The 19,833-nt window shown below is 62.9% G+C and carries 20 protein-coding genes; 13 read left to right on the top strand and 7 right to left on the bottom strand.

Annotated elements, in window-relative coordinates:
* The first annotated feature begins 94 nt into the window (after positions 1–94).
* The gene (locus tag C0606_12645) at positions 95–1,150 is read left to right on the top strand and encodes an N-acetyl-gamma-glutamyl-phosphate reductase (GenBank protein PLX36920.1); all 1,056 of its coding nucleotides are present in this window, start codon (positions 95–97) and stop codon (positions 1,148–1,150) included.
* Between the two features lie 140 nt (positions 1,151–1,290).
* Complete coding sequence (locus C0606_12640) at positions 1,291–1,683, top strand: hypothetical protein (GenBank protein ID PLX36669.1); 393 nt, start codon at positions 1,291–1,293, stop codon at positions 1,681–1,683.
* A gap of 18 nt (positions 1,684–1,701) precedes the next feature.
* Here the strand turns inward: C0606_12640 and C0606_12635 are convergent, their stop codons facing one another.
* The 4 genes from C0606_12635 to C0606_12620 all read right to left on the bottom strand — a co-directional run bounded on the left by C0606_12635 (position 1,702) and on the right by C0606_12620 (position 5,131).
* Positions 1,702–2,367: a divalent cation transporter gene (locus C0606_12635; GenBank protein PLX36919.1), complete on the bottom strand. Its 666-nt coding sequence runs from the start codon at positions 2,365–2,367 to the stop codon at positions 1,702–1,704.
* Between the two features lie 66 nt (positions 2,368–2,433).
* Positions 2,434–2,973 (bottom strand): hypothetical protein, encoded by a 540-nt coding sequence (locus C0606_12630; protein PLX36918.1) that lies wholly within the window; start codon positions 2,971–2,973, stop codon positions 2,434–2,436.
* A 140-nt stretch (positions 2,974–3,113) separates the two neighbouring features.
* Entirely contained in the window at positions 3,114–4,919 is a 1,806-nt protein-coding gene (locus tag C0606_12625; GenBank protein ID PLX36668.1) for a class I poly(R)-hydroxyalkanoic acid synthase, read from the bottom strand.
* Positions 4,916–5,131 (bottom strand): hypothetical protein, encoded by a 216-nt coding sequence (locus tag C0606_12620; protein ID PLX36667.1) that lies wholly within the window; start codon positions 5,129–5,131, stop codon positions 4,916–4,918. Before C0606_12620 ends, C0606_12625 begins: the two co-directional genes overlap by 4 nt.
* Before the next feature lie 25 nt (positions 5,132–5,156).
* On the opposite strand from C0606_12620, the gene C0606_12615 reads away from it, so the two are divergent.
* The 5 genes from C0606_12615 (at position 5,157) to recJ (ending at position 11,262) form a co-directional block, all read left to right on the top strand.
* Positions 5,157–5,588 carry a hypothetical protein gene (locus C0606_12615; GenBank protein PLX36666.1) on the top strand — a complete coding sequence of 144 codons (432 nt, stop codon included), beginning with the start codon at positions 5,157–5,159 and terminating at the stop codon, positions 5,586–5,588.
* Positions 5,589–5,739: 151 nt separating this feature from the next.
* Positions 5,740–6,957, top strand: a complete 1,218-nt coding sequence (locus C0606_12610; GenBank protein ID PLX36665.1) for an aminotransferase — start codon at positions 5,740–5,742, stop codon at positions 6,955–6,957.
* A 51-nt stretch (positions 6,958–7,008) separates the two neighbouring features.
* On the top strand, positions 7,009–8,328 hold the full coding sequence (locus C0606_12605; protein ID PLX36664.1) for a homoserine dehydrogenase: 1,320 nt from the start codon (positions 7,009–7,011) through the stop codon (positions 8,326–8,328).
* 47 nt (positions 8,329–8,375) lie between these two features.
* The gene (glpX, locus tag C0606_12600; GenBank protein PLX36663.1) at positions 8,376–9,380 is read left to right on the top strand and encodes a fructose-bisphosphatase class II; all 1,005 of its coding nucleotides are present in this window, start codon (positions 8,376–8,378) and stop codon (positions 9,378–9,380) included.
* Positions 9,381–9,444: 64 nt separating this feature from the next.
* Positions 9,445–11,262 carry a single-stranded-DNA-specific exonuclease RecJ gene (gene recJ, locus C0606_12595; protein PLX36662.1) on the top strand — a complete coding sequence of 606 codons (1,818 nt, stop codon included), beginning with the start codon at positions 9,445–9,447 and terminating at the stop codon, positions 11,260–11,262.
* 82 nt (positions 11,263–11,344) lie between these two features.
* On the opposite strand, the gene C0606_12590 is transcribed toward recJ, so the two are convergent.
* Entirely contained in the window at positions 11,345–11,875 is a 531-nt protein-coding gene (locus tag C0606_12590) for an outer membrane assembly protein BamE (GenBank protein ID PLX36661.1), read from the bottom strand.
* 278 nt (positions 11,876–12,153) lie between these two features.
* Between C0606_12590 and C0606_12585 the strand changes: the two genes are divergently transcribed.
* Together C0606_12585 and C0606_12580 are read left to right on the top strand one after the other, a co-directional pair.
* Positions 12,154–12,711 carry a ubiquinol-cytochrome C chaperone gene (locus C0606_12585; protein PLX36660.1) on the top strand — a complete coding sequence of 186 codons (558 nt, stop codon included), beginning with the start codon at positions 12,154–12,156 and terminating at the stop codon, positions 12,709–12,711.
* Entirely contained in the window at positions 12,708–13,250 is a 543-nt protein-coding gene (locus C0606_12580; protein ID PLX36659.1) for a hypothetical protein, read from the top strand. The genes C0606_12585 and C0606_12580 overlap by 4 nt, the downstream gene beginning before the upstream one ends.
* 170 nt (positions 13,251–13,420) lie before the next feature.
* Here C0606_12580 and C0606_12575 read toward each other — a convergent pair whose 3' ends face one another.
* Positions 13,421–13,570, bottom strand: a complete 150-nt coding sequence (locus C0606_12575) for a DUF1127 domain-containing protein (protein ID PLX36658.1) — start codon at positions 13,568–13,570, stop codon at positions 13,421–13,423.
* Between the two features lie 300 nt (positions 13,571–13,870).
* A complete protein-coding gene (locus C0606_12570; GenBank protein PLX36657.1) occupies positions 13,871–16,732 on the bottom strand; it encodes an excinuclease ABC subunit A in 2,862 nt (953 codons plus the stop codon).
* Positions 16,733–16,983: 251 nt separating this feature from the next.
* Between C0606_12570 and C0606_12565 the strand changes: the two genes are divergently transcribed.
* The 4 genes from C0606_12565 to C0606_12550 form a co-directional block, all read left to right on the top strand.
* Entirely contained in the window at positions 16,984–17,343 is a 360-nt protein-coding gene (locus C0606_12565) for a PilZ domain-containing protein (GenBank protein ID PLX36656.1), read from the top strand.
* A 308-nt stretch (positions 17,344–17,651) separates the two neighbouring features.
* The gene (locus C0606_12560) at positions 17,652–18,170 is read left to right on the top strand and encodes a single-stranded DNA-binding protein (GenBank protein PLX36655.1); all 519 of its coding nucleotides are present in this window, start codon (positions 17,652–17,654) and stop codon (positions 18,168–18,170) included.
* Between the two features lie 672 nt (positions 18,171–18,842).
* The gene (locus C0606_12555; protein PLX36654.1) at positions 18,843–19,139 is read left to right on the top strand and encodes a hypothetical protein; all 297 of its coding nucleotides are present in this window, start codon (positions 18,843–18,845) and stop codon (positions 19,137–19,139) included.
* A gap of 225 nt (positions 19,140–19,364) precedes the next feature.
* Positions 19,365–19,833, top strand: a 469-nt coding sequence (locus C0606_12550; GenBank protein PLX36917.1) for a hypothetical protein, incomplete at its 3' end; no start/stop codon positions are given.

Here is a 19,833-nt window from a genome sequence, read left to right as displayed (position 1 = left end):
GCCGGCAGGCAGCCGCCCACACGGCATGAATTGCGCCCGCCGCTGATTTGCTCTACATCGCTCGCCGAAGAGGTCGAGCCCTATGGAGGCAATCATGGCGGACAAGATTCGGATCGGTGTTTTGGGTGCGTCCGGTTATACGGGCGCCGATCTGGTGCGCCTTGCCGCCCGACATCCCGAGGTCGAGATCGTTGCGCTGACGGCGAATTCCCACGCCGGCAAGCCGATGGCGGACGTCTTTCCGCATCTCGGCATGCTCGATCTGCCTGACCTCGTGACCTGGGAGCAGACCGACTGGGATGCCATCGATGCGGTGTTCTGCGGCCTGCCGCACGGCACCACGCAGGAGATCACCAAGCGGATCTTCGAGGAGCATCCGAAGGTCAAGATCATCGACATGTCGGCCGACTTCCGGCTGCGCAATGCCGATACCTATGCCGAATGGTACGGTCATGCGCATCAGGCGCTCGGTCTGCAGGGCGAGGCGGTCTACGGGCTCACAGAGCACTACCGCGACGCGATTGCCGGCGCGCGGCTGGTTGCGTGCCCGGGCTGCTACCCGACGGCGGTGCTGACCGCGCTGTTGCCGATTGTCGGCGCGGGCCAGGTCGATGCCGGCGATCTCATCATCGATGCGAAGTCGGGCGTTTCCGGCGCCGGGCGCGGCCTGAAGCAGAACACGCTGTTTTGTGAGGCGGGCGAGGGGATGTCACCCTATTCGGTCGCCAAGCACCGGCATGCGCCGGAAATCGAACAGGAAATCGGCGTGGCTGCCGGCCGGGGCGATATCATCGTCAACTTCACCCCGCATCTGGTGCCGATGAGCCGCGGCGAGCTGGTGACCTGCTACGTCAGGCTCGCCAATGGCGCGTCGCCGGACGATCTTCGGGCGACGCTTTCGGCGCGCTACGATGCCGAGCCGTTCGTGCGCGTTCTGCCGGAGGGGCAGATGCCGGCGACGCAGGCGGTGCGCGGTTCGAACTACGTGTCGATCGGCGTCTTTGCCGACCGCATGCCGGGGCGTGCGATCGTCATCGGCACGCTCGACAATCTGGTCAAGGGATCGGCCGGCCAGGCGCTGCAGAACATGAACGTCATGTTCGGGCTCGAGGAAACGACGGGGCTGACCCAGCTGCCGATGTTCCCGTAAAGCGCTTTCCCAAAAAGTCGGCAGACTTTTTGGACAAGAATACGCGAATGACCGAAGGCTGAAGCGCGTTGCGGGTTTGAAAAAAAACCGGATGCGCTTCAACGCGTTGCCAGCGGCCGCAAACAACGGAACGATCCGGCATGACACTTTCGAAGCTTGCGATTCTGCGCCTCTATGCGGCCGGCCTTGGGCTTTTCACGCTCTTCTGGTGGCCGCTATCGCACTGGTTCTTCCCGGACTGGTATCACGACCTGATGGGGTTCGAGAGTTACGATCTTGCCTTCGTGCGGTTGATCGGGACCATGGGGTTGCTGCCGGTCGGCTGCCTTTTCTGGCTCGCCTACCGGCCGCGCGAGGCCTACGGATTTCTGGTGGTCTTCGTGGTTTGGTCGCTGCTTCTTGCCGCAACATTCGCCTTCCTGATCCTGTTCTCAGGGTTCCCGCAGGCCGAATTCGGCAACGTTGCCCTGCTGGTGATGAATGCCGCAATTCTGGGCTTCCTTGCGCCGAGCGTGCCGCGCAAGCGGCGGTGACACGGTCTCTCTCGACTTCTAGCCAAGCAGCATCTGGCCGAGCAGGCCGAAAGCGAAACCGGCAACGGCGGCAATGGACGGCGCCGTGCGGTTGGCGAGATGGGCCTTGGGCGCGATATCCTGGAACATCAGAAACAGGATGCCGCCTGCGGCCACCATCATGATGACGGCGGTGCCTTCCGGGAAATCGCCGAGCAGGAGATAGCCGGTCGCGCCGGCGACGGGGCCGAGCAAGCCGAGCAGGACGAAGTGGAACAGCGTCCTGTGGCGGGTTTTCCTGCCTTTGCGGGCGGCGAGTTCGCGAAAGGCGTTGAAGCCCTCGGGCAGATTCTGCAAGCCGATCAACAGCGCGAGCAGGCCGGCTTCGGGTGCGCCCGCGGCCAGCATTGCGCCGAGCGCCAGCGCTTCCGGTACGAAATCCGTCAACATGGCCCAGAACTGGGCTTTGTCTCCGGCATTCGAGGCTTTTTCGAAGTAGGCAAACGCCAATCCTCCGGCAACGAAGGCGCCAAGCGCGACGCCGGCCGACAGATGCTTCATTCCCTCCGGGATCAGGACCAGGGACACCGCTGCGATCAGCACGCCGCCGCCGAAGGCCATGACGCTGTGGCGGAATTCGGTTTCGAGCCAGGTCGGGCGCAGGCGCTCGATCAGCGCGAGTATGCCGCCGAGCGGGATCATCATTCCGGCGAACAGGCTGAACAGAACGGCAGCGAGCAGGTCGGGTATCGGCAGTCCGGTCATGCCGGGTTATCGCCGTTCGCGCTTTCGCGGGCGCGTCGCCGCGCGGGAGCCGTTGTCGTTGCCCGCCGTTCGCGTCCATGAGCGGTAGACCGGGTCGCGCAGCTTCATGTCCTCATAGAGCCAGACCATGCGGTCGAGAAACCACAGCTTGGCGAGGATGAGGACGGCGGTGCCGAACATCATCGGCCAGAAGGCGGTGACGAAGGCCGACCACAGCGCGATGACGGCGCCGATGCCGGTGACGAGGGCGAGGAGATGGGCCATCAGCGCGTGATGGCGCGGGATCGGCACGCGATTGCGGTTCAGCCAGACCCGTTCGCCGAAGGTGGCGCGGGCATGCCAGGCGTCGGTGCGGCCCGGCGCATTGAACAGGCGCGGATTGAGCCATGTCCACACAAGGACGATTGCGACGAGAATGGTGGCGGCGAGGGTGCCGATCCAGACATGGCTCCAGATCGCGACCAGCATCAGCGGCAGGCTGAAGAAGCGCGACCAGACGCTCCAGCCGCTCGCATGGCGCTCCCAGACGGTGTCGTCCATGCGCATGAGGCTGGCGAGCCATTGATCGTAGCGGAACCGGTTGTCCATGAACTTCCGTTGTTTATCGGAATTTATTCACATTTCACTTCAGGTCTGGCGCCGTCCGAGAACGCCAAGCCCCAATGGGGGCTCGGCGAGCTTCGCGGCTAGCTGCGCACCTTGACGTAGCTACCGGGCGCATCCTCAATCGGCTTCACCTTGCCGCCGCCGGGTTTGCGCGCCTTTACCTTCTTGTCGTCAAGGTCCTCGATCCATTTCTGCCAGTGCGGCCACCAGGAGCCGGGCGTTTCCTTTGCCTTCTCGAACCAGCTATCCAGTGTGCCGCGCGCCTTGCCGCCGGTCCAGTACTGATACTTGTTCTTCTCCGGCGGATTGACGACGCCAGCGATGTGACCGGAGCCCGAAAGGACATATTCCACCGGGCCGCCGAACTTCTTGCACCCCTCGAAAACCGAGATCGCGGGGGCGATATGGTCCTCACGGGTGGCTAGATTGTAGATCGGCACCTTGACCTTTTTCAGGTCGAGCTTCTGGTCGGCGATCACCATTTCGCCCTTGCTGAGCCGGTTCTCCAGATAGCAGTTGCGCAGGTAGTAGGAATGGTTTGCGGCCGGCATGCGGGTCGCGTCGGAGTTCCAGTAGAGCAGGTCGAAGGGGAAGGGTTCCTTGCCTTTCAGATAGTTGTTGATGACGTAGGGCCAGATCAGGTCGTTGGAGCGTAGCAGATTGAAGGCGGCGGCCATGCGCTTGCCCTCGAGATAGCCGCGTTCGGCCATCTGGTCCTCGAGCGCCTTGATCTGGTCCTCGTCGACGAAGACCTTGAGATCGCCGGCATGGGCGAAGTCGACCTGCGTGGTGAACAGGGTGGCGCTTTTGATGCGGTCGTCGCCCTTGGCGGCGGCATAGGCAAGCGTGATCGCCAGCAACGTGCCGCCGACGCAATAGCCGATGGTGTTTACCTCGCGGACGCCGGTGATCTTTTCAATCACGTCGAGCGCTTCGAGCGGTCCCTTCGTCATGTAGGCGTCGAAGCCTTCGCGGGCCTGATGCTCGTCCGGGTTCACCCAGGAGATGACGAACACCGTGTGGCCTTGCCCGACCGCCCAGCGCATGAAGGATTTCTCGGGGTTGAGGTCGAGGATGTAGAACTTGTTGATCCACGGCGGCACGATCAGCAAGGGCCGCTTCAGCACTTCCTTGGTGGTCGGCTCGTATTGCAGAAGCTGGCAAATCTCGTTCTGCCAGATGACCTTACCCGGAGTTAGCGCGAGGTTCTTGCCGATCTCGAATTTGGTCGGATCGGACTGGCGAATGCGCAGTTCGCCGCCGCCGGCCTCGATATCCTCGGCAAGCAGCTTCATGCCGCGCACGAGGTTTTCGCCGTTGGACTCCATCGTTTCGCGCAGCAGTTCTGGATTGGTCAGCACGAAATTCGACGGCGACAGGGCGTTGGCGATCTGGCGGACGTAGAACTCGGCCTTGTGCTTGGTGTGCTCGTCGAGATCGGTGGCGTCGGCCACCATCTGCTCGGCCCAGCGCGAGGTAATCAGGTAGACCTGCTTGATGAAATCGAAGAACTGGTTTTTCTGCCAGTCGTCGTCCTTGAAGCGCTTGTCGCGGGGATCGGGTTCGGCGGTCGGTTCGGCGGCTTCGCCGACCATGCGCCGCATGGCGTTGCCCCACAGGTCCATGTAGCCGACCCACAGGCGCATCTGAGCCTCGATCGCGCGCTGGGGATCGGAGAACCAGTATTCGCCGACCTGCGCGAGCGTCTTGACGATCTCGGTCAGTTCGTCGGCGACCTCGGAATCGACCTTGCCTTCCTCGCGCGGGCGGACATAGGCGGCCATTGCCTTGCCGCCTTCTTCGAAAATGCGGGCAAGATTCTGCGCGAAGGCTTCAGGATTCTTGATCGCGTAGGGCAGCTCTTGTTTCGGGCTGTCCTCGTTCATGCGGCGTTCTCCCCCTCCGTCACGGCGCTTGCGAACCGTTCTGCCACGTCGTACGACGTCCGGCGTCCGGTTCCACCCTTGTCTTGCCATATTAGGACGGTACGACCACACGCATGCAAGAGGGGGAATATATCCCCTCGACAAAAACGCATCTGAAACACCGCCGCTATGACCGATATTACCACGACGAGATTGTCAGCCGACTGCGACATTGGTCGATCCGCAGCTGCACGGACTTTGTCCGGTGGAAAACGGATCGCGGTCGCGGCTGCGTTTGTCGTTGTGTCGTTCAGTGCGACCCACGCCGGCGAGCCGATGGGATTGCTGCCGCCGTCTGGCCAGGCGCCGTCGGCGGCGATCGGGGCGTCGACTGTGGCAGCACCGGCGGCGCGGGCTCCCGCTCCAGTGTCTGCGGTGCTTCCGCCGGCAAATGCTGCGTCCCTCGGGCCGGATGGCTACCCCAATATCGGCTACGATCCGGCGAAAACGGTCGTGCCGCTGAAATCCACCGACGAGCAGGAACGCGAGAAGGAAGCGCTCAGGGCATTGTCGCAGGCAAATGGCCGTGAGGGCGCGAGTGCCGGTGGACCGTCTTTCGCGTCCGGCCTGAGGGCGTTGCGCAACCGACACGGGGCCGACGCGTTGCGCAAGATCGAGGGCGGTTCCTGATTCCGGTCCTTCGGGCTGCGTATTTCGCCAAAAGGCGATACCTGAAACCGCAGGAAAACGGCGACGGCTTTCGCGAATAATGTTACAAATCATAGACAGGCAGGACAGTGATGTGCCGGCCGGAAATCCAGACTGACAAGGCGCCTTAGTGATGGACCAATTCTACAAGATCCGCAGACTGCCCCCGTATGTGTTCGAACAGGTCAACCGACTGAAGGCGAGCGCGCGGGCAGCAGGCGCCGACATCATCGATCTTGGCATGGGCAATCCGGACCTGCCGACGCCGCAGCACATTATCGACAAGCTGGTCGAGACGGTGCAGAACCCGCGCACGCACCGCTATTCGATGTCGCGCGGCATTCCCGGTCTGCGGCGCGCGCAGGCGGCCTATTACGACCGCCGTTTCGGCGTCAAGCTCAACCCGGAAAGCCAGGTCGTCGTCACACTCGGCTCGAAGGAAGGCTTCGCCAACATGGCGCAGGCGATCACGGCGCCGGGCGACGTGGTGCTGGTGCCCAATCCGAGCTATCCGATCCACGCCTTCGGCTTCCTGATGGCCGGTGGGTCGATCCGCTCGGTGCCGGCGGAGCCGGGGCCGGAGTTCTTCCACGCGCTGGAGCGGGCGATCCACCATTCGATACCGAAGCCGATCGCGGTGATCCTGTGCTACCCGTCGAACCCGACGGCCTGCGTGGCCGATATCGAGTTCTATCGCGACGTCGTCGCCTTCGCGAAGAAGCACGAGATCTTCGTGCTGTCGGATCTCGCCTATTCGGAAATCTATTTCGGCGAGACGCCGCCGCCGTCGGTGCTGCAGGTGCCGGGCGCGATGGATGTCGCGGTCGAGTTCAATTCGCTGTCGAAGACGTTCTCGATGCCGGGCTGGCGTATCGGCTTCGCGGTCGGTAACGAGGCGCTGATCGGCGCGCTGGCGCGCGTGAAATCCTACCTCGACTACGGCGCGTTCACGCCGATCCAGGTCGCTGCCACCGCGGCGCTCAACGGCTCGGAAGACTGCATCAAGGAAGTGCGTGAGGTTTACCGCCGCCGCCGCGACGTGATGGTTGATTCGTTCGGCCGGGCTGGCTGGGCGGTCCCTGCACCGGAGGCCTCGATGTTTGCCTGGGCACCGATCCCGGAAAAATTCCGCAAGCTCGGTTCGCTCGAATTCGCCAAACTTCTGGTCGAAAAAGCCGACGTTGCGGTGTCGCCGGGGATCGGTTTCGGCGAACATGGCGACGATTACGTGCGCATTGCCATGGTCGAGAACGAACAGCGCATTCGTCAGGCCGCGCGGAATATCCGTCGCTTCCTTGAAACCGCCGACGAAACGTTGCACAACGTGATCCCCATCAGCGCTCAGCGTTAGTCCGTGAGACGGCGTTGAGCGCCGCACTCCCGGCGGAGCGGATCACATTCTATGAAAGACAAATTGCGCGTTGGCCTGGCGGGCCTGGGAACGGTCGGAACATCCGTCGTCGAGCTTGTTCTGCGGCACGGAAACGATCTCGGTGCCCGCTGCGGCCGGCCGATCGCCATCACGGCGGTTTCGGCGCGCAATCGCACTCGTGACAGGGGCGTCGATCTCAGCGGGTATGCCTGGCACGACGACCCGGTCGCGCTCGCGACGTCTGACGATATCGACGTCTTTGCCGAGCTGATCGGCGGCGCCTCGGGCGTTGCCTATGACGCGGTGCGTGCCGCTCTCGAAGCGGGCAAGCATGTCGTCACCGCCAACAAGGCGCTGCTGGCCGCACATGGCGTCGAACTGGCCAAATTGGCGGAAGAAAAGGGCGTCAGCCTCAATTTCGAAGCGGCCGTCGCCGGTGGCATTCCGGTCGTCAAGACGATCCGCGAAGGGCTCGCCGGCAATGCGGTCGAGCGCGTCTACGGCATTCTCAACGGCACCTGCAATTACATCCTGACCCAGATGGAGAAGGACAACCGTTCGTTCGAGGACTGCCTCGCCGAAGCGCAGGCGCTCGGCTATGCCGAAGCGGATCCGACCTTCGATGTCGAGGGTTTCGATACCGCGCACAAGCTTGCCATTCTGACCAGCCTTGCCTTTGGCTGCGAGATCGATGCCGAGGCGATCTATGTCGAGGGTATCTCGTCGATTTCGCTCGCCGACATCGAGGCCGCCGACGAGCTCGGCTATCGCATCAAGCTGCTCGGTGTGGCGCAGCGTACCGATACCGGTATCGAGCAGCGGGTCCACCCGACCATGGTGCCGAAGGAATCCTCCATTGCGCGCATCGACGGCGTGCTCAATGCCGTTGCGGTCGATTGCGATTTCGTCGGCGAGATCGTCCTCGTCGGCCCGGGTGCGGGCGGCAATGCGACGGCCTCGGCCGTTGTCGGCGATCTGGCCGATCTTGCTCGTGGTGACGTGATCCCGGCTCTTGGCCGCCCGGTCGGGGCGCTTGAGCCGTACCGTCGTGCTCGCATGCGCCTGCATGAGGGCGGCTATTACATTCGCCTCAGCGTCAATGACCGCCCCGGCGCCTTCGCCTCGATTGCAACTCGTATGGCGGAACAGGGCATTTCGCTCGAGTCGATCGTGCAGCGCCACCGGGCAAAGCGCGCCGACAAGGGCAAGGGCGACGACGCCGCGGCGCCGGTCGTTCTCATCACCTATGAGACGACGGAAGAAGCCATTCGCGTGGCGCTCGAGCGGATCGCCGAGGACAAGGTGATTGCCGAGACGCCGAAGATGATCCGGATTGAAAAGCTGGTCTGACCGAATTCAGGGAATGGTCCGACCGCACCAGCGGAAGAGAGGAAGCGATGAGCAGCCAAGACAACGTCGTGAAGGCGGAAAAGGAAATTCTCGACCGTATCCTGACGCTGGAGCTTGTGCGCGTCACCGAGCGCGCGGCCGTCTCGGCGGCGCGTCTGCGTGGTCACGGCGACGAAAAGGCCGCGGACCAGGCCGCTGTCGACGCCATGCGCCGCGAGCTCAACCAGCTGCCGATCGACGGCACGGTGGTGATCGGCGAGGGCGAGCGCGACGAGGCGCCGATGCTCTATATCGGTGAGAAGGTCGGCACCGGCAAAGGGCCGAAAGTCGACATCGCGCTCGATCCGCTGGAAGGCACGACGATCTGCGCCAAGAACCTGCCCAACTCCATCGCGGTCATCGCCATGGCGGTCGAGGGCGGGCTTTTGAACGCGCCGGACTGCTACATGGACAAGATCGCCATCGGGCCGGGCTATCCGAAGGGTCTCGTCGATCTCGACGCGTCAGCGTCCGACAACATCAACGCGCTGGCGAAGGAAAAGGGTGTTCCGGTAAACGAGATCACGGCCTGTATCCTCGACCGTCCGCGCCATGCACGCCTCATCGAGGAAGTGCGCGCGACCGGCGTTTCCGTACGTCTTATCGGCGACGGCGACGTTGCCGGCGTCATCCACACGACCGACCCGGACGAGACCGGCATCGACATCTACATGGGCATTGGCGGCGCGCCGGAAGGCGTGCTGGCCGCCGCTGCGCTGCGCTGCATTGGCGGCCAGATGCAGGGCCGGCTGGTCATCACCCGCGACGAGCAGCGTGAGCGCGCGCTACGCATGGGTGTCGAGGACATCAACAAGAAGTACCTGATGGAAGAAATGGCCGGCGACGATGTCTACTTCGCCGCGACCGGCGTGACAGATGGCAACTTCCTGAAGGGTGTTCGCTTCGGCCGTGAGGACATCCGCACCCACACCGTAGTGATGCGGTCGTCGACGGGTACGGTGCGCTTCATCGAAGCGACGCACACCGAGTTCGGCAAGTTCCACCTCGATTGATCGCGGTGGAGGAACGGCCGGCTCGTCGATTTCCCCGGTGGGGCGGGGCATGAAATTGGGAGCCATGGACGGATTTCGCGAAGACCCGGCAACCCGGACCGTGCTCGGCGTCGAACGCTCGGTCAACGGCCGGGTCTGGCGTGAGCGGCTTGATGCGCGCGGCGCGCTGTGGGCGGAGGCTATCTCGCAACGCCACGGCCTGCCCGACATCATCGCCCGTGTGCTGGCCGCGCGGGGCGTCGATCCCGATCAGGCCGAGGGCTTTCTGGAACCGCGTCTCAAGGCGCTGATGCCCGACCCCTCGCGGCTCACCGATATGGATCTCGCCGCCGAGCGCATCGCCGATGCGATCATGGCGGGCGAGCGGATCGCGATCTTCGCCGACTACGACGTCGATGGCGCGACCTCCGCGGCGCTGATGGTGCGCTTTCTGCGCAATTTTGGTCAGGACCCGCAGGTCTATATCCCCGACCGTCTGACCGAGGGCTACGGCCCCAATGTCGGCGCCATGCGAGCGTTGGCCAACGGCGGGGCGCAGCTCATCGTCACGCTCGATTGCGGCACTACGAGTATCGAGCCGCTTGCCGAGGCCGTCTCGCTCGGCGTCGATGTCGTCGTGCTCGACCATCATCAGACCGGCGAGGAGCTGCCGCCGGCGCGCGCGCTGGTCAATCCGAACCGGCAGGACGATTTGTCGGGCGAGGGGCATCTCGCCGCCGTCGGCGTCACGTTCCTGACGCTGGTCGCGGTCAATCGCGAGCTTCGCCGGCGCGGGACCTATTCCGGCCATCAGAAAGAACCGGACCTGCTGGCGCTGCTCGACCTCGTCGCGCTCGGCACGGTCGCCGACGTGGTGCCGCTGCTCGGCCTCAACCGCGCCTATGTCCGCCAAGGCCTCAGTGTTCTGGCGCAGCGGGGAAATATCGGCCTGACGGCGCTTTCGGCCATCGCGCGCATGAGTGGGCCACCGTCACCCTATCATCTCGGCTTCCTTCTCGGTCCGCGCATCAATGCGGGCGGGCGGATCGGCGAGCCGGGGCTCGGCGTGTCGCTGTTGACCGCCACCGATCCGGCGCTTGCCGAACGGATCGCGGTGCAGCTCGATCAGCTCAACAGCGAGCGCCAGGCGATGGAAGCCGAGATGCTGGAAGCCGCCGACGCGCGCGCCGCCGTCGAGGTGGCGCAGTCCGATCCTGCTGTCGTTGTGGCGCATGGCGATGACTGGCACATGGGTGTCGTCGGCGTTGTTGCTTCCCGTCTAAAGGAAAAATACCGCCGGCCGGCCTGTGCAATTGCCTTCAATGCCGACGGGGTCGGCACCGGCTCGGGCCGCTCGGTCTCGGGCGTCGATCTCGGGCGCGTGGTGCGGCGTGCGGTCGAAGAGGGGATTGCGATCAAGGGGGGCGGGCATGTCATGGCGGCCGGCCTCAGCCTGCGCCGTGAACGGCTCAACGATCTCAAAGCCTTTTTCGAAACGGAACTGGCGGCGGATGTGCGTTCGGCGCGCGCCGTCGATGCGCTATCGATCGATGGTCCACTGACCGCGGCGGGGGCCAATGCCGATCTGGTTTCGCTCATCGAGCGGGCTGGGCCCTACGGCTCCGGTCATCCGCAGCCGATATTCGCGCTGCCCGCGCACCGTGTCGCCTATGCCGAGCCGGTCGGGAAGGGCCATGTGCGCTGCACGCTGGCCGCCGGCGACGGATCGAAGCTGAAGGGTATCGCCTTCCGTGCTCTCGGCGAGCCGCTCGGCGATCTGCTCTTGTCGGCGCGCGGGCGCGCGGTGCATCTCGCCGGAACCCTCGGTCTCGACTACTGGCAGGGGCAGCCGCGGGTTCAGATCCGTCTGATCGACGGCGCCGATCCGGTTGCCGGGCGCTAAACTTCTGCTATCGCGACAAACAAAAACGCGCGGGACGATGCCCCGCGCGCTTTGAAAATCAGCTGCCGGTGTTCCGGCGGGATCAGATGCCGCCGTTGTTGAGGCCGCCAAGCGGGTTGATCCGCCCGGCGCCGGCAAGAATCTGCGAGATGAAGCCGTAGTCTTCGCCACCGGTGCGCGTCTTGCGGCCGATGAAGTCGAACAACTTGCCGTCCTGCATGCCGTAATTGGCGATCTCACGGACCTGGTCGTTGTCATCGAAATAGACGGCCAGAACGCGCTGATCGATGATCTCGGACTCCATGAACGCGGCCTTCTGCTCGCGCATCTGCGAAATGTAGTAGAGCGTGCGGGTGCTGGTCGTGCCGATTGCGGACGGCGTGCCGAGGATCAGTTCGACCTTCTCGCGGCTCGAGCCGACAGGAACCTGTTCAAGCGCGTCTTCGGACAGCACGTAGCCGGATGTAAAGGTGCGGCCGACGCCGACATTCGGGCCGGCGCCGCAGCCGGCGAGCAGCACGGCGGAGCCGAACATCAGCCCGCACGCGGCGGCTCGCGCAATACGCCGATGCCGGTTACGCAACACGGCAGCATCGACACTATTCTTCACCATATCTGGCCTCCTCCGGCCGAAACGTGCATTAGAGGATGTCGCGCCTGTTCGGGTTCATGCGACATGCTCTATCTCTTTGTTTAGTCCGGTGTCGTTGTCCCAAACCCAGCATCCACTTTTGGGCGACACACTTCGAATGTCTAGCCGCGTGTCTTTAGCCCAAAACCGGTATCCACTTTTGGGGCGACACGCTCCAGGTGGATTTCCTCTCGATCAATGACCTAACTTGCGTTAGGTCTCGACGCAACACCTCAGTAGCAGAACCCTGGACGGGACGGATGATCTTCAGTCTGTTCAAACGCCGTGGCGATCCGACGGCCGACTCCCTTTACGCATCGATCGTGGCGCAGGCGCGGCAGCCGGCGTTCTATCTCGATTTTGCCGTCGCCGATACCGTCGATGGTCGATTTGACATGATCGTGCTGCATCTGGCGCTGGTTATCGAGCGGCTGAAGGACGGCGATGCGACGGCGCGGGAGTGCGCGCGGAACGTCTCGGAGACGTTCTTTTCCGACATGGATCGCAGCCTGCGGGAAATGGGTGTCGGCGACCTGTCGGTGCCGAAAAAGGTGCGCAAGATGGCCGACGCCTTCTACGGCCGGGTCAAGGCCTACGAGGCGGGGCTTGCCACGGACGGCGACGAAGACCTTGTAGCTGCGCTCAAACGCAATATCTGGCCTGACGCGGAGAACGCGAGCGCGCCGGCGAAAGGACTCGCCGGCTATGTGCGCGCAGCCGCCGCGGTTTTGGCCGATATGCCGAGTGAAACCGTTATCGCGGGTGAGGTCGTGTGGCCGAATCCCGCTGCATTTTTCAAGCAGGATGCTTCGTCATGACCGATGTCGAAAACCCGCTCAGCCACATTTTCGATGTGGATACGCTGTCCGGTGAGGGCACGATTGTCCGGTTCTCCGCGACGGAGGAGGAGTGCGCCGCGCTTGCGAAGCTCTGCGATATTCCGGCGGTCGAGAGTCTGACTGCGGAGTTCCAGCTTCGGCCTTACCGCAAGGACGGGGCGACGGTTATCGGCGCCGTCGACGCGACAGTCGTACAGACCTGCGTCGTTACGCTGGAGCCGGTCACCAAGACGGTGCATGAGGAGGTCGATCAGCGCTATTTGCCGGCCGCCGCGCTCGTCGCCTATCAGCAGGCGCTTGAGGTGGATGTCGATCCGCTCGGCGAAGATCCGCCGGAAGAGCTGGAGAGCCGCAAGCTCGACCTTGGGGCGATTGCGGCGGAGTTTTTCGCGCTCGGCCTCGATCCCTATCCGCGGGCGCCCGGCGTGGCGTTCGAGGTGCCAAACGATGGAGACGACGAGGACGACTCGCCGTTTGCCATGTTGCGCGACAAGGTCGGGAAAGCGGACGAGAACTGAAGCGGGTCAGAAGCGCCGCCGTTCAAGGGGAGCCGTTTTGCCGGGAAGGCGCGGCTCCGACATTTCCAGCAGTGCTGAAAATGCAAAACGCCCGCCGTGGGGGGGAGAGTCGGCGGGCGTTTCAGACGTCGGAACTGGGAGAGGTTGCCGACGTTATGATGGCGGCCACGTCAGCGCGAGGCGCGACGGGCAGCAAACGGGATATCACCGCGCTGCAGGCCAATGTCTTTGAGTTCGTCGGAAGACAGACGCATCAACTCGGTGTAGGTGGCGCGATATTTCCGCCACGAACGATAATTGCGAACCATGTTGTCAAACATTTCGGTCACCTAGAAACAGGGTCTCAGATTTTTGAATTGCTTCGGGCTGGCGTTGGCTCGCCAGTGCCGATAACGCATAGCTAGGCGATTTGATCGGCGTTGTGCAGATGCGAAATTGCATAGCTGTGATGCATTTTAGTCAGGGATTATTGCAATCGAATTAACGGCTTGTCACAATTTAGACACGACCGCCCAAAAACTGAGCATTTGTGCGCTGCGATATTCATCAAGCGCACAGAAGCGGCAGCGGCGCCTCGGTCGCGCCGCTGGTGCGTGCCGTTAGGGAAGTCCTGACAGGCTTTATTTGCGCGGCTTGAGCAGCGGCTTCAGGTAGCGCCCTGTATAGCTCTCGTCGCACACGGCGACCTCTTCCGGGGTTCCCGTCGCGACGACGCGGCCACCGCCGTCGCCACCTTCGGGGCCGAGATCGACGATCCAGTCGGCCGTTTTGATGACTTCGAGATTGTGCTCGATGACGACCACCGTGTTGCCCTGTTCGACCAGCTCGTGCAGCACTTCGAGCAGCTTTTCCACGTCGGCGAAATGGAGCCCCGTGGTCGGTTCATCGAGGATGTAGAGCGTACGTCCGGTGGCGCGCCGCGACAGTTCCTTGGCGAGCTTGACGCGCTGCGCTTCGCCGCCCGACAAGGTGGTGGCCTGCTGGCCGACATGGATATAGCCGAGACCGACGCGCGACAGGGTCTCGAGCTTGTCGCGCACGGCCGGCACGGCGGAGAAGAAGGCGGCGCCTTCCTCGACCGTCATATCGAGCACGTCGGCGATCGATTTCCCCTTGAACAGCACTTCGAGCGTTTCGCGGTTGTAGCGGCGGCCCTGGCAGACGTCGCAGGTCACGTAGACATCCGGCAGGAAGTGCATTTCGATCTTGATGACGCCGTCGCCCTGACACGCCTCGCAACGGCCGCCCTTGACGTTGAAGGAGAAACGGCCGGGCGCGTAGCCGCGCGCCTTGGCTTCCGGCAGGCCCGCGAACCATTCCCGGATCGGCGTGAAGGCGCCGGTATAGGTCGCAGGGTTGGAGCGCGGCGTGCGGCCGATCGGCGACTGGTCGATGTCGATGACCTTGTCGAGGAACTCGAGCCCGTCGATCCGGTCGTGGGCGGCGGGTTGTTCGCGCGAGCCGGAGATGCGCCGCGCGGCGGCCTTGTAGAGGGTGTCGATGAGGAAGGTCGACTTGCCGCCGCCGGAGACGCCGGTCACTGAGGTGAAGACGCCGAGCGGGATATCGGCGGTGATATCCTGAAGATTGTTGCCACGTGCGCCGACGACCTTGAGCCGCTTGGTTTTCGACGGCTTGCGCCGCTTGGCCGGGATCGGAATGGCACGGGTGCCGGAAAGATATTGTCCGGTCAGGGAATTCGGATTCGACATGACGTCGGCCGGCGTGCCCTCGGCGATGATCTCGCCGCCATGGATGCCGGCGCCGGGGCCGATGTCGACGACATGGTCTGCCGTGCGGATGGCGTCCTCGTCATGCTCGACGACGATCACCGTGTTGCCGAGGTCGCGCAGATGGCGCAGCGTGCCGAGCAGGCGGTCGTTGTCGCGCTGGTGCAGACCAATCGACGGTTCGTCGAGCACGTAGAGCACGCCGGTCAGGCCGGAGCCGATCTGCGAGGCAAGGCGGATGCGCTGGCTTTCACCGCCCGACAGCGTACCGGACGCGCGCGACAGGGTGAGATATTCGAGCCCGACATCGTTGAGGAAGGTCAGGCGCTCGCGGATTTCCTTCAGGATCCGGCCGGCGATCTCGTTCTGCTTGTCGGTCAGCTTGTCGGGCAGATCGGTGAACCAGGGCGCTGCCTGGCGGATCGACATCTGTGCGACGTTGCCGATGTGGTGATCGGCGATCTTGACCGCGAGTGCTTCGGGCTTCAGCCGGTGGCCGCCGCACGCGTCGCAGGGGTGGTCGGACTGGTAGCGCGACAGTTCCTCACGGACCCAGGAGGACTCGGTCTCGCGCCAGCGCCGCTCGATGTTGACGATAACGCCCTCGAAGGGTTTCGAGGTCTGATAGCGGCGCACGCCGTCATCATAGACGAAGGTGATGTCCTGGCGCTTCGAGCCGTAGAGGATGCAGTCGCGCATCTCTTCGGGCAGATCCTGCCAGGGTTTCGTCATCGGCTGTTTGAAGTGTCGGGCGATTGCTTCGAGCGTCTGCGCGTAATAGGGCGAGGTGTTGCCGGTGCGCGCCCAGGGCAGCACCGCGCCGTCGCGTAGCGACAGGGCTGCGTCCGGCACCACAAGGTCGGCCTCGAATTCGAGCGTCGTGCCGAGCCCGTCGCAGGTCGGGCAGGCGCCGAAAGGGTTGTTGAAGGAAAACAGGCGCGGCTCGATCTCGGCGATGGTGAAGCCGGAGACCGGGCAGGCGAATTTCTCCGAGAACATGATGCGCTTCGGGCCGCCGGTCTCGTCGACCTCGTCGGCGAGTTCGGCAACGGCGATGCCGTCGGCAAGGCCGAGCGCGGTTTCCAGCGAATCCGCCAGCCGGGTCGCCATGTCCGGTCGCACGACGATGCGGTCGACGACGACGTCGATGTCGTGCTTGAACTTCTTGTCGAGGGTAGGGGCTTCGCCAATCTCGCAATAGGTGCCGTTGACCTTGAGGCGCTGGAAGCCCTTCTTTTGCAGTTCGGCCAGTTCCTTGCGGAACTCGCCCTTGCGGCCGCGCACGATCGGGGCATTGAGGTAGAGTCGGGTGCCTTCCGGCAAAGCGAGAATGCGGTCGACCATCTGGCTGACGGTCTGGCTTTCGATCGGCAGGCCGGTCGCCGGCGAATAGGGAATGCCGACGCGGGCGAACAAAAGCCGCATGTAATCGTAGATCTCGGTGACGGTGCCGACCGTCGAGCGCGGGTTGCGCGAGGTCGTCTTCTGCTCGATTGAAATCGCGGGCGAGAGACCATCGATCTGGTCGACGTCCGGCTTCTGCATCATTTCGAGGAACTGGCGGGCATAGGCCGAGAGGGACTCGACGTAGCGGCGCTGCCCTTCCGCATAGATGGTGTCGAAGGCGAGCGAGGATTTGCCCGAGCCCGACAGGCCGGTCATCACGATCAGGCTGTCGCGCGGCAGTTCTAGATCGACGTTTTTCAGATTGTGCTCGCGCGCGCCGCGGATCGAGATCGTCTTACTGGACATGGTCGAGAACTCTCCTGGCGACGGGCGCGCCTCGATCGTGGACTGTGGCTGGGAGGTGCCGATTGCACGCGTCTAGATAGGGGCGCGAGCCGGTTCTCGGCAACGGCAAATGGGATTTTTCTCTGCCGCGGTGCCCATCTTGAAGGAAAATTAAATCAATTGCGGCAAACTCGCCCATCATCGTGTGGGACGTGATAATCGGCACCGCTATAGCAGGTGGTTCGGACAAACTGGGGAACCGGGGACAAGGCATGGACAACGCTCAGGGGCAAGAGCAGATCCGCAAGCGGATACAGGAAATGGCTGAGGAACTGCGCAATTCACCGCGCCGCCGGGTCGTTAAGCAGGCCAAGGTGGTGTACGGCAATTTCATGTTCGTGCTCGACTGCTATATCCGCGATCTGTCCGAGGACGGCGCGCGACTCAAGATCGACAATCCGAGCGAAGTGCCCGACCAGTTCCATCTGTTCATTCCGTCCGAATATCTGATCTTCAAGTCACATGTGCGCTGGAAGAAGGATGGCGAAATCGGGATCGAATTCGATGGCCTTCCGCGCAATGTGTTGACGGACACCGATCCGCGGCTTTCCCGGTTCAAATTCTCCAGCTGACGGTCGCCGTGTCGGTTCATCCGGCACTTGCAAGGCGGTCTGTCAGGAGGCGTTCTCTCCCTTCTGCATAGTTGAGTTCTCCAGCTTGCGCGCGGCATGTGCCTGCGCGCCTGCCCAAACGTTTGGGTTGGACAACTCGAAAGTTGATTCCCGGTCTTGCGGGTTCTTTTTTTGTGAAATAGAACAAAAAAAGAACATTGTCCAGAAGGCGGTCCCCTGTGGAAATCTTCGGGCAGACGAGACGCGGGCGTGCTGAACGGCTAGTCTGCGCGCAACCGACACATTCGCAAGAACAGGAGAGCGCCGTCATGGCCGGCAGCGTCAACAAAGTCATTCTGATTGGCAATCTGGGTGCCGATCCCGAAATCAAGCGGATGCAGGATGGACGCCCCGTCGTCAATCTGCGCATCGCCACCAGCGAGTCCTGGCGCGACAAGAATACGGGCGAGCGCCGGGAGCGCACCGAGTGGCACCGTGTGGTGATCTTCAACGAAGGCCTGTGCCGGATTGCCGAGCAATACCTGCGCAAGGGCTCGAAGGTCTATCTCGAAGGCCAGCTGCAGACCCGCGAATGGGAAGATCAGACCGGCAACAAGCGCTGGACCACTGAAATCGTGCTGCAGGGCTTCAATAGCTCGCTGACCATGCTCGACGGGCGCAGCGGTGGCTCGGAAGGCGGCGGCTTCGGTGGCGGCGGCGGCGGATATGGCGGAGGCGGAGGCTCTGATTTCGGTCGCTCCGGGCCGATGGACCAGGGTTCCGGCGGCGGCGGCGGACGCGGCGGTCCCTCGCGGCAGGACGATATGGACGACGAAATTCCGTTCTAGATCCCACGGGGTCTGTGATTTGGCTCGCACGAGCCGGTATTGAAGTCTGAGGAACCGCGCTGTCTATGGCAGCGCGGTTTTTTTGTGCAGCCGGGGCGGTCCGCCGGCGCCGAGTTGGGGGTCTCGAATCGGCGTTCCGATGGCGGCTGTGGGCCGGGGGGCTCAATGAGACGAAATTCGCATAAAAGAGTGAGTTTTCTGCGGCTTGTCGTTTGCGGCGTGTGATAGCGGTCCGGCGGGTGTGAACTTCTTGCGTCGCAACATTCGAGATGATGAATGTGATTTAGAAGTATGAAATAAAACAAATAGTTACAAGTTTTATGTGGTCTTTCTATGTCGTGTGGCTGGTCGAGGGGCCGCTTGCCTGAAGGCAAATTTCGAGGGTGTTTTTGGTCAAATTGTCGCAGGAATTTTGTGGGACTGTCTCGGTTTCAGTGACAATTTGGCAGGCGTTAAAACGAAGATGTTCAGTGATTTATCTCCGGCGCATGGGTTCGCATGACACTATGACATGTTTGGTAGCGTCGCGCTCCATCTAACTTACGGAAATATAAGATAATTATCACCTTCACAGCGATCTGGTTTTGTCTGTAACCTCTCTTTCAACAGGTGGTCATCGATCCGATTGGGATGTGATGATGAAGCCTTCTAAATTGGAAAGGGCAGGGCGTCATGATGCGATTGGCGATGCGGATTTCGGTTTTGGCTGCTGTCGCAGCAGTCGGGGTTTCAACTGCCAGTGCCGAGTATCCGATCGCCGGCGTCACACCTAATGCCCGCCCGGAGGGCGCTCCCGTCATCACGACGGTCGAGAAAACCGCCGCCTGGTATGAAAATGCCCTGCGCGGGGTCGAAAAGCCCTATCCGAACAGCCTCGTTTTTCTGGACAACCAGGGCAACTGGTACACGCCGTTCACGCGTCCGGGGATGCCTGGGCCCTACGACATTCGTGGGCTCCACGCGAAATAACCCGGGGCGGCGCCGAACAGTGGGGGGGCCGCACGGAGTCGGCACTTCATTGAAGATCGTGGGTCGCGATCAAAAACGGGTTCGTTTCGACCTCGTGGAAACGGATCAGCTTTCTCTTGGAGGGAAACAAGGATGTTGAAGACTTTTAAAAAGGCTGCTCTGGCGACGGCCGTTGCTGGCGTGGTGGCTTATGCCATCCCGGCGATCGCCGCCAGCCAGCAGGGCATGTCCGGTATGGGTGGCATGTCTGGTATGTCCGGCATGGGTGGCATGTCCGGTATGGGTGGCATGTCTGGCATGGGCGGCATGGGCGGCATGTCCGGTATGGCCGGTATGGGTGGCATGTCCGGCATGGGTGGCATGTCTGGTATGTCCGGCATGGGTGGCATGAGCGGCATGTCCGGCATGGGCGGCATGTCTGGTATGGCCGGTAAGGGCGGCGGCTGGGTTTGCACCCAGTGGACCTATGGCCAGAGCGGAATGTCCGGCATGGGCGGCATGTCTGGTATGTCCGGCATGGGTGGCATGTCCGGCATGGGTGGCATGTCTGGTATGTCCGGCATGGGCGGAATGTCCGGCATGGGTGGCATGTCCGGCATGGGCGGTATGTCCGGCATGGGTGGCATGTCTGGCATGAGCGGCATGGGCGGAATGTCCGGCATGGGTGGCATGTCCGGCATGGGCGGAATGTCCG

It is taken from the genome of Hyphomicrobiales bacterium (assembly GCA_002869065.1).
GTDB lineage: Bacteria > Pseudomonadota > Alphaproteobacteria > Rhizobiales > Rhodobiaceae > Rhodobium.
The sequence above is the reverse complement of the archived record's forward strand: the minus strand, read 5'-3'. Positions and strand labels throughout refer to the sequence as shown.

Bases quoted from the DNA above. Each gene is read 5' to 3' on its own strand.
- C0606_12645 (PLX36920.1), top strand. From the start codon at position 95: ATGGCGGACAAGATTCGGATCGGTGTTTTGGGTGCGTCCGGTTATACG.
- C0606_12640 (PLX36669.1), top strand. From the start codon at position 1,291: ATGACACTTTCGAAGCTTGCGATTCTGCGCCTCTATGCGGCCGGCCTT.
- C0606_12635 (PLX36919.1), bottom strand. From the start codon at position 2,367: ATGATGATCCCGCTCGGCGGCATACTCGCGCTGATCGAGCGCCTGCGC.
- C0606_12630 (PLX36918.1), bottom strand. From the start codon at position 2,973: ATGCGCATGGACGACACCGTCTGGGAGCGCCATGCGAGCGGCTGGAGC.
- C0606_12625 (PLX36668.1), bottom strand. From the start codon at position 4,919: ATGAACGAGGACAGCCCGAAACAAGAGCTGCCCTACGCGATCAAGAAT.
- C0606_12620 (PLX36667.1), bottom strand. From the start codon at position 5,131: ATGTCGCAGTCGGCTGACAATCTCGTCGTGGTAATATCGGTCATAGCG.
- C0606_12610 (PLX36665.1), top strand. From the start codon at position 5,740: ATGGACCAATTCTACAAGATCCGCAGACTGCCCCCGTATGTGTTCGAA.
- C0606_12605 (PLX36664.1), top strand. From the start codon at position 7,009: ATGAAAGACAAATTGCGCGTTGGCCTGGCGGGCCTGGGAACGGTCGGA.
- glpX (PLX36663.1), top strand. From the start codon at position 8,376: ATGAGCAGCCAAGACAACGTCGTGAAGGCGGAAAAGGAAATTCTCGAC.
- recJ (PLX36662.1), top strand. From the start codon at position 9,445: ATGGACGGATTTCGCGAAGACCCGGCAACCCGGACCGTGCTCGGCGTC.
- C0606_12590 (PLX36661.1), bottom strand. From the start codon at position 11,875: ATGGTGAAGAATAGTGTCGATGCTGCCGTGTTGCGTAACCGGCATCGG.
- C0606_12585 (PLX36660.1), top strand. From the start codon at position 12,154: ATGATCTTCAGTCTGTTCAAACGCCGTGGCGATCCGACGGCCGACTCC.
- C0606_12580 (PLX36659.1), top strand. From the start codon at position 12,708: ATGACCGATGTCGAAAACCCGCTCAGCCACATTTTCGATGTGGATACG.
- C0606_12575 (PLX36658.1), bottom strand. From the start codon at position 13,570: ATGTTTGACAACATGGTTCGCAATTATCGTTCGTGGCGGAAATATCGC.
- C0606_12570 (PLX36657.1), bottom strand. From the start codon at position 16,732: ATGTCCAGTAAGACGATCTCGATCCGCGGCGCGCGCGAGCACAATCTG.
- C0606_12565 (PLX36656.1), top strand. From the start codon at position 16,984: ATGGACAACGCTCAGGGGCAAGAGCAGATCCGCAAGCGGATACAGGAA.
- C0606_12560 (PLX36655.1), top strand. From the start codon at position 17,652: ATGGCCGGCAGCGTCAACAAAGTCATTCTGATTGGCAATCTGGGTGCC.
- C0606_12555 (PLX36654.1), top strand. From the start codon at position 18,843: ATGATGCGATTGGCGATGCGGATTTCGGTTTTGGCTGCTGTCGCAGCA.